At 33.3% G+C, this 9,113-nt stretch carries 9 protein-coding genes; all 9 read left to right on the top strand.

Features of this window, described 5'->3' with window-relative positions; genetic code table 11:
• Positions 1-291 precede the first annotated feature (291 nt).
• Positions 292-930: an MATE family efflux transporter gene (locus B5E87_RS15505; RefSeq protein WP_241147193.1), complete on the top strand. Its 639-nt coding sequence runs from the start codon at positions 292-294 to the stop codon at positions 928-930.
• A gap of 42 nt (positions 931-972) precedes the next feature.
• Positions 973-1,617: an MATE family efflux transporter gene (locus B5E87_RS15500; RefSeq protein ID WP_241147192.1), complete on the top strand. Its 645-nt coding sequence runs from the start codon at positions 973-975 to the stop codon at positions 1,615-1,617.
• An 82-nt stretch (positions 1,618-1,699) separates the two neighbouring features.
• Entirely contained in the window at positions 1,700-2,785 is a 1,086-nt protein-coding gene (gene ftsW, locus B5E87_RS14235) for a putative lipid II flippase FtsW (RefSeq protein ID WP_087245994.1), read from the top strand.
• Positions 2,786-2,807: 22 nt separating this feature from the next.
• A complete protein-coding gene (gene murG, locus B5E87_RS14230) occupies positions 2,808-3,896 on the top strand; it encodes an undecaprenyldiphospho-muramoylpentapeptide beta-N-acetylglucosaminyltransferase (protein WP_087245992.1) in 1,089 nt (362 codons plus the stop codon).
• A gap of 2 nt (positions 3,897-3,898) precedes the next feature.
• Positions 3,899-4,810, top strand: coding sequence for a UDP-N-acetylmuramate dehydrogenase (gene murB, locus B5E87_RS14225; protein WP_087245990.1), 912 nt, complete (start codon positions 3,899-3,901; stop codon positions 4,808-4,810).
• A 9-nt stretch (positions 4,811-4,819) separates the two neighbouring features.
• Positions 4,820-5,584 carry a cell division protein FtsQ/DivIB gene (locus B5E87_RS14220; protein ID WP_087245988.1) on the top strand — a complete coding sequence of 255 codons (765 nt, stop codon included), beginning with the start codon at positions 4,820-4,822 and terminating at the stop codon, positions 5,582-5,584.
• A 120-nt stretch (positions 5,585-5,704) separates the two neighbouring features.
• The gene (gene ftsA, locus B5E87_RS14215; protein WP_087245985.1) at positions 5,705-6,982 is read left to right on the top strand and encodes a cell division protein FtsA; all 1,278 of its coding nucleotides are present in this window, start codon (positions 5,705-5,707) and stop codon (positions 6,980-6,982) included.
• Positions 6,983-7,003: 21 nt separating this feature from the next.
• Positions 7,004-8,071, top strand: a complete 1,068-nt coding sequence (gene ftsZ, locus B5E87_RS14210; protein WP_087245983.1) for a cell division protein FtsZ — start codon at positions 7,004-7,006, stop codon at positions 8,069-8,071.
• A gap of 40 nt (positions 8,072-8,111) precedes the next feature.
• Positions 8,112-8,903: a pyrroline-5-carboxylate reductase gene (proC, locus tag B5E87_RS14205; RefSeq protein WP_087245981.1), complete on the top strand. Its 792-nt coding sequence runs from the start codon at positions 8,112-8,114 to the stop codon at positions 8,901-8,903.
• Positions 8,904-9,113: the final 210 nt, after the last annotated feature.

Here is a 9,113-nt window from a genome sequence, read left to right as displayed (position 1 = left end):
TCATCAAACCTCCAATAAAAAGTGAGGTTTATAGTATAACAGGATTATTTGATAATGTCCCAACATGTTGGGACATTATCAATCTTGATACATTGAGACATTATCATATTTGAATCAGATAAAAGTCAAAATCATTGTGACTATGACTTGACGTATGAGAAATATGTGATAAAATGTGAGTGCTTGCTCGGAGGGTGAGCCATTCATGAGAAATGGTGAGCTGGATAAGGCTACAGGTTGAAATACCTGTTTCTTATCCAGTTTTTTATTTTTACAAAAAAGGAGGATTATATGGATTTTATTCACGGAAAGATAAGACCAATATATTTTAAATATTTGGCTGCTGCTTTTGGAAGTGCATTAGTCACTTCTATTTATTCAATTGTAGATATGGCCATGGTTGGACAATATCAAGGTCCTGATGGAACAGCTGCTTTGGCGGTCGTTGCTCCAATATGGAATATTATTTATAGCCTTGGCTTGTTAATGGGAATAGGTGGAGCAGTTATTTTTAGTACAATTAAAGGACAAGGATCTCAAAAAGATGATGAAGCAGGGGAATTTTTTACTGTTTCAGTGATAGGATCTATATTATTAGCTTTACTATCATGGTTTGTTATTGTTGTTTTTGATCAGCCGTTATTAACGTTTTTTGGAGCTGAAAAAAATTTACTTCCACTTGGTTTAAGTTATCTCAAACCGATTCAATTCGTTGTGTCATGCTTTTTGTTTAATCAGATGTTAGCAGCGTATTTACGTAATGACAATGATCCGGCTCTTGCAACGGCGGGTGTCCTTTCTGGAGGGATATTTAATATTTTTGGAGATTATGTTTTTGTATTTGTGTTTGATATGGGAATTTATGGTGCAGGTTTGGCGACTGCTATTGGAGCAGTCATTTCGACGCTTGTTATGCTCACTCATTTTTAAAAAAAGAGCAATACCTTAAAATTAGTCAGACCAAAACATTTTATGGCTAGATTGTCTCAAATAACAGTGACTGGTTTTTCAACATTTTTTATTGATGTGGCTATGGGAATTTTAACAATCTTATTTAATCGTCAGATTATGAAATATTTGGGAACAAATGCTTTATCTGTATATGGTATTATTGTGAATGTTTCAACTTTTGTGCAATGTTGTGCCTATAGTGTGGGACAGGCAGCGCAACCTATTATTTCTGTTAATTTTGGTGCCCATCAACCTCAACGTATTCAGGAAGTTTTAAAATATGCACTTATGAGTATTGCATTTTTTAGCCTTTTATGGACAGCATTGTCTTTATTTGCGCCAATGTTATTTGTTTGTATTTTTATGACGCCGACACCTGAAATTATGAAAATAGCTCCTTGGATTATAAGATGTTATGGTTTATCATTCCTTTTATTGCCTTTTCATATTTTTTCAACATATTATTTTCAGGCTATATTAAAACCAAGAAGTGCTTTTATTGTTTCAGTTTCTAGAGGATTGGTCATCAGTGGAGTTTTGATTTTCATCCTGCCACTTATAAATCCTAATGCTTTATGGTTAGCTATGGTATTGACAGAAATCATTGTGGCTATTTATGCTGGTGTATCAATGATTAAATATACACGCCATTTATCAACACAATGAAAAATCTATAGATAAGAAGATGCGAAGATGTATCTTCTTTTTTTGTCTTTTTTTCATATAGTAAAATGATGGAGGTGCCACCATGAAAACAAAAAAAATCACGATTTTAACAATCATCATTGTCATTATAGGATTAATAAGTGTTTATAGTTCTTCTCATATTTGGGCACTTTATAAATATGATGATGCTTTGTATTACATCAAAAGACAAATGATTTTTGCTGTTTTAGGTTTTATAGCCATGTTTGTGACTTCACGTATTGATTATCATCTTTACAAAAAATATTATAAGTTTATTTTAATCATCTGTTTTCTTTTATTAATTCTTGTCTTAATACCAGGTTTAGGGGTTGTCAGAGGTGGGAGTCGCAGCTGGTTTAATTTTGGTATTTTTGCATTGCAGCCAAGTGAGCTGTTTAAAATTGGTATTATTATTTTTAGTGCGGTTTATATGGAAAAGCATTACTATCATATGAAAAAAATCAGATATAGCCTGCCAGTTTTACTTATGATGGGACTAGGTTTTTTGTTGATTATGTTACAGCCGGATTTTGGGAGTGGTGTTGTTATGGCATGTAGCGTCATTGTGATGATGATTGTTTCGCCATTTCCCTTTCGTTATTTTGTGGGATTAGGAATACTGGGAGTCATTGGAATTGTGATTATGATTTTATCTGCTCCTTATCGTATGGAGCGTATATTGTCTTTTTTAAATCCATTCCAGGATCCATTAGGCAGTGGCTTTCAGGCTATACAGGCTCTATATGCCATTGGACCAGGTGGATTATTAGGCGTTGGATTTGATAAAAGTATTCAAAAACATTTTTATTTACCAGAACCCCAGACAGATTTTATTTTTGCGATTATAGCAGAAGAATTTGGCTTTATAGGGGGAATTATTGTGATTGGATTATATACCAGTCTATTTAAGACGGTTTTAAAGGTGAGTCAAAATGTACCTGATTTATTTGGTAGCTTTTTGATGATAGGAATTATTTCGATGATTGGTATTCAGACTTTAATTAATCTGGGAGTTGTGGTAGGATTATTTCCGGTGACGGGTGTAACCTTACCATTGATGTCATATGGTGGTACAAGTTTAGTTATAACATTAATGAGTATAGGAATTTTAATTAATATCTCGAAATCTTGTCATGATATGTTATAATGTGAATTAGGAGTGGTGAGAAATGAAAATAATTGTAAGTGCAGGGGGAACAGGTGGACATTTGTATCCTGCTTTAGCCCTTGTTGAGTATATCAAAACACAAGATGCCAATGCTAAATTTTTATTTGTTGGAACAACTGATCGTTTAGAATCACAAATTGTTCCTGAACTAGGATATCAGTATCGTGGATTGGCAGTTAAGGGGTTAGTTGGTAATCCTTTACAAAAGTTAAAAAATGCTTTCGTTTTTATGAAATCATTAAAAGAATCAAAACAAATCTTGAAAGAATTTCAGCCAGATATTGTGATTGGATTTGGTGGTTATCCAAGTGCTTCTATTGTTATGGCAGCTTCTCGATTGAAAATCCCTACAATGATTCATGAACAGAATTCTATTATTGGTTTAACAAATAAAGTTTTAATAAAAAGAGTGAATAAGATTGTATGTTGTTATCAAAAAGCGTATAATGAATTTCCAAGCAATAAGACTGTTTTATTAGGGAATCCACGTGCTAGTGTGGTGACAAATCAGGAACTTAAAGATATTCATGATCTTTATCACATTCCTGCCAAACGTCAGACAGTTGTTATTGTGATGGGAAGTCTAGGTTCATCATCAGTGAATCGTGTGATGAAAGAAGCGTTGCGACAGATGCAATATGATGATTATGATGTTATTTATGTTACAGGTAAAAAATATTATGATGAAATGAAAGAAGAATTAAGTGATTTAAATGACTCGATTCACTTGGTCAATTATATTGATGATATGCCTAGTTTGATTTCGAGCTGTGATATTATTGTTTCACGTGCTGGAGCGACAACACTTGCTGAAATTACAGCTTTAGGGGCAGCTTCTTTAATTATTCCTAGTCCTTATGTTGTAGCGAATCATCAGGAATATAATGCTCGAGAACTTGTGAATGCAAAAGCAGCGCGAATGATCTTAGAAAAAGATTTAACAGCGGATCGATTTGTTAGTGAAATTAGATATTTATTAAAAAATCAATCAGTATTAAATTCGTTAAAGGCTCATGCATGTCAATTAGGAAAACCACATGCTTGTCAAGATATTTATCAGGAGATTTTAAAGACATTAGAAAGGAAATAAGCATGGATTTTGAAAATATATTTTATGATTTAGTAGATTTGCAGTTAGGTGAGATTTTAGAAAATGAACCTTTATATAAACATACAACATTTAAAGTAGGAGGACCTGCCAGATTATTTGTTTATATTCAGGATGTTGAAGCTTTAAAAAGAGGGATTCAATATTGTCGTCAGCATCAAATTAAGCATATGGTGATTGGTAGAGGATCTGATCTTTTGTTTTCAGACAAAGAATATGAAGGCGTTATTTTTTCATTAAAAAATTTAAATAAAGTTCATTTCAATGGTGTTGAAATTCGTGCTCAGGCAGGTGTGAGCATGATTTATTTAGCGTATGAAGCTGCCAAAGTAGGGCTATCAGGCTTTGAGTTTATGGGAGGTATTCCTGGAACTATTGGTGGTGGCGTGTATATGAATGCCGGTGCATATAAATATTGTGTTAGTGATGTTTTTACTTCTGCAATTATTTTAAATGATAAGGGCGAACTTGTGACTTTAAATCGAGAACAGATGGAGTTTGATTATCGTACGTCTATTTTGCAAAAACATAAAGATTGGATTTTAATTGAAGCAACATTTACAATGACTTCACGTGATCCTAAAGATATTATGCATGTTCTTGATAAGCGTAAAGAAAAACGTATGGCAACACAGCCATGGAATTTTGCAAGTGCAGGAAGTATTTTTAGAAATCCAGAACAAAAACCAGCATGGCAATATATTGATGAATGTGAACTGAGAGGTTATGAAATTGGAGGCGCTCAGGTTTCACCTAAACATTCTAATTTTATTGTGAATAATGGATATGCAAGTGCTAAGGATATTTTAGATTTAATTTTACTTGTAGAAAAGAGTGTATTTAATCGTTTTGGTGTGGAATTAGAAAAAGAGGTTATATTGATTAATTGGGAGTAGGTGATATGTATGTCCCAGCAACAATATTATTATAATGAACATGATGAAAATCAAGTGTTACGACTGAGGAAAGATAAACGGAAACGTAAATTAAAGCGTAAGATTAAAGTGGTGTTGATTCTTTTTGTAATGCTGCTGATTGCTGGCTATTTTGTAAGTGATATATCTCGTGTACATGATATTAATATAACAGGGTTACAGGAAGTTTCCAAGGACGATATTGAAAAATCAATTTCGGTTCATGAAGGAGATATCGTTTTGTTTGTCAATACTGGAAAAATAGAAGATGAGATAGCTAAAATGCCCTTCATTAAAAAGGTAAAGGTGACAAAATCGTTGCTAGGTTCTGTTCAAATAGAAGTAGAAGAAGCTCAGAAAGTCGCATACTGTGTCATTGATAAAAAAACATATGTTATTGATGAATTGGGAAATGTCAGTGAAACAGATGATAAAGATTTGATTGCATCATTGCAATCTACACCACAAATAACAAAGTTTAAAGATTTACAATTATTAAAAGAATTTGCAAAGGAATATGTGAATATTCCAGAAATTATAAAAAGTCAAACGAGTGATATTATATATGATCCTCAAAAAGCTGATGAAACACGTTTGAAATTCATTATGGATGATGGTAAGATTTTATATCTGCGTATTGAAGACATGGTTGAACAATTAAATAAATTCGATTATGAAGCAAATAAAGAAGTTTATAAAGATAAATGTGTTTTTAGTTTTGAGGGAAACTATGTTTATATGAAAGATTGTGAATAATGCATCTGTTGGTGCATTATTTTTTTGATTTGTAGTTCTCTTTTTCGTCATTTATATATTTTCTTATGAAAAAAATTATGGTACAATAGTAAAGAAGTATTTTTTGAAGGAGAATCGTATATGAAGAATATCTATGCTGTATTAGATATAGGAAGTGCAACGGTAAAAATGCTTGTTGGTGAGGTTGTAAGTGCGAATATAAATGTACTTTTTGCCAAGAAAATCACAAGCCATGGAATTCGTAAAGGACAAATTGAAAATATGCCTGTTGTTGTGAGTGAAATCAAACAATTGGTGGATGAAGCTTCAAAGGCTTTAGGGGCAACTATTTCAAAAGTTGCTTTATGTATACCGTCTTTTCATGCCTGTATTTATCAAAGTGATGGAATCACAAAAGTCAATTCTCCTTTGGATCAGATTACAAGTGAGGACATTGTACGTGCATTAAAACTTTCTAAACGTTTTGCGTTAAAAGAGGATGAAGAAGTTATTTCAGTCATTCCAGCAATGTTTTATTTGGATACGAAATCAATGAAAGATATTCCTATTGGTGAAAAATCAGCATCATTAAAAGTAGAATCGTTAGTGATAACGACAAAGAAGAAATTGCTTTATAGTTATATTAATGCTGTTGAAAAAGCCGGAGTGGAAGTTTTAGATATTACAATTAATGCTTATGCGTGTGCTAAAGAGGCATTTGATGCTGTTTATCTTCAAGAAGGTGCTATTTTGATTGATATTGGATATCGTAGCTCAACTGTTGCTTTTTTTGAGGATGGTTATTTAAAATATATTGCTCAAGCCCATGTTGGTGGTTATGATTTGACACGAAAGATTGCGACATCATGGCAAATTCCAATGGATAAGGCTGAGTTATATAAGGTCAAATATGGTACATGTGATCTTCATATTGGTGATGAAGATGTCATCCATACGACAAGTCAAAATGATATAGAAAAACACTTTACTCAAAAGGATCTGGCTCAGGTCTTAACTGATGGTGTTCAGGAAATTATGGAAATCATTAAAACAAAAATCGAAGTGATTAATGATGGAAGAAGTTATGAAACTGTTATCGTTGGTGGCGGTGGAGAGTTGCCTGCTATTGATGAAGTGGCAACTCAAGTGTTGAATAGTGCTGTAAGAACATATCGTCCTGATACGATAGGAGCACGAGATATGTCATTTGTTTCTTGTCTTGGTATGATGTATTATTTAAATGACCGTTTAAAGATTTTTGGTCAAATGGATTCATCTCTTGTTTTACCAGATATTTCTAATACAATGAGTATTAGATTTAAAGGTCTGACAAAGACAAAAACTGCTTATAATTCGGATACAAAGAAAAAAGGAAAATTGACAAAAGTCATTGAAAATTTATTTAGTGAAGAAGATTAATATAAAAGTGAGGATAGAAATATGGATGGGAATTTAGATTTTGTTCAAGTTGCAAAAATTAAAGTCATTGGTGTTGGTGGCGGAGGCTGCAATGCTGTAGCAAGAATGGCTAAAGATGGTGTCAAAGGTGTTGATTTTTATGTTGCCAATACTGATGCACAGATTTTAAAAGGAATTGATATTGAAAACAAAATTGTTTTAGGTAAAGAATTGACACATGGTTTAGGAGCAGGTGGTAATCCAGAAGTTGGACGTAAAGCTGCTTTAGAAACTGAAGAAGAAATCAAGTCAGCTTTATCAGGTGCCAATATGGTTTTCATTGCTGCTGGTATGGGTGGTGGAACTGGAACTGGAGCCGCACCTGTGGTTGCAAAAATTTCACGTGAATTGGGTGCATTAACAGTTGGTGTTGTCACATCACCTTTCACATTTGAGGGACCTAAAGTTTTAAGACAGGCTAAAAGTGGTTTGGCTGAATTAAGAGAAAATGTGGATTCTATTATTGTTGTTTCTAATGATCGTTTATTAGAAGCTATTGGTCGTAAACCAATGGGTGAAGCATTTAGAGAAGCAGACAATGTATTAAGACAAGGGGTACAGACAATTACTGATTTGATTGCTATTCCAGCATTTATTAATCTTGACTTTGCTGATGTTTCATCAGTTATGAAAGATAGAGGTTCTGCTCTTATTGGTATTGGTATGAGTGATGGTGAAAATAAAGCAGAAGAAGCTGCTATGCGTGCTATTTCATCACCATTATTAGATGTGTCTATTGCAGGTGCAAAAGATGCAATTGTTAATGTTACTGGTGGAACAAATATTACTTTATATGATGCAAATACGGCTCTTGCAACAATTAGAGAAGCGGTAGGTAATGATGTCAATACTGTTTTAGGTGTTGCTATTAATGAACAATTAGATGATCAAGTTATTGTAACTGTTATTGCGACTGGATTTGAAGATGAAGAAGAACCTGCACCAGTTAAACAGACATCTTCATTTGAATCTGTTGTGAAACCATCAATGTATGATGATGACGATGACGACGATGATGTGCCAGCTTTTTTAAGAAATCGTAAATTATAAGCTAACAATTTGTTAGCTTTTCTTTATATGGAGGTACAAGATGAAAAAGATAGGTTTTATTGGTTTTGGAAATATGGCGAGTGCTATTGCTTTAGGAATAATCGATGCAAAATTTTTGAATGCAAATGAAATAATAGCGTATGATATTGATGAGAATAAAGCAGAAAAAATGCGTTCTTATCATATTGATGTGGCACATGATATTGATGAATTGATTGCATGTAGCGAATTCATATTTGTTGGGGTAAAACCTCAAGTTGTTGAGTCTGTATTAGACCCATATATTCAAAAGTTAGAAAATAAAGCGATCATTTCTATTGCATTGGGATATGATTTTGATAGATATCAGACATTTTTAGATGATTCTACACGTCATATTTTTGTTATGCCAAATACACCGGTTCGTGTTTTGCAGGGAATGTCATTAATTGAAGAGAAACATTCATTAAAAGATCAAGAGTTTGAATTTGTCAAAAATATGTTCAGTGCCATTGGGCAGGTAGAGGTTGTATCATCACATTTAATGTCAACAGCAGGCACATTGAGTGGATGTGGGCCGGCGTTTGTCTATATGATGATAGAAGCATTGGCAGATGGTGCTGTTAAAGAAGGTGTTCCAAGAGAAATGGCCTATACATTGGCATCTCAGACATTAATGGGCGCTGCTAAAATGCAATTGGAAACACATTTACACCCTGGAGTTTTAAAAGATCAAGTATGTTCACCTGGTGGTTCAACGATTTGTGGTGTAGAAGCATTAGAAGATGGGAAATTGCGAGCTACTTTAATATCAGCAATTTCTGCAGCAGTACATTATCAAGAAAAGAAATAGTTATAGTTGTTATTATGATTGAAATAAGAAGCTCATTCCGATTAGGAGTGGCTTTTTTTGTGGAAAAATAGCTAAAAAACCATAAAAAAACAAAAAAACGAAAAAAAGTAAAAAAAAGACTTGCAAAGGTAGAGGATAGATGGTATTATAGATGAGCACTCGACGAGAGGGCACAGGGACATTGAAAACTGAACAGTAAACACGTCAATA

Origin of the sequence: Massilimicrobiota sp. An142 (assembly GCF_002160725.1) — a bacterium.
GTDB lineage: Bacteria > Bacillota_I > Bacilli_A > Erysipelotrichales > Coprobacillaceae > Allocoprobacillus > Allocoprobacillus merdigallinarum.
This window is presented reverse-complemented; position numbering and strand designations above follow the sequence as displayed.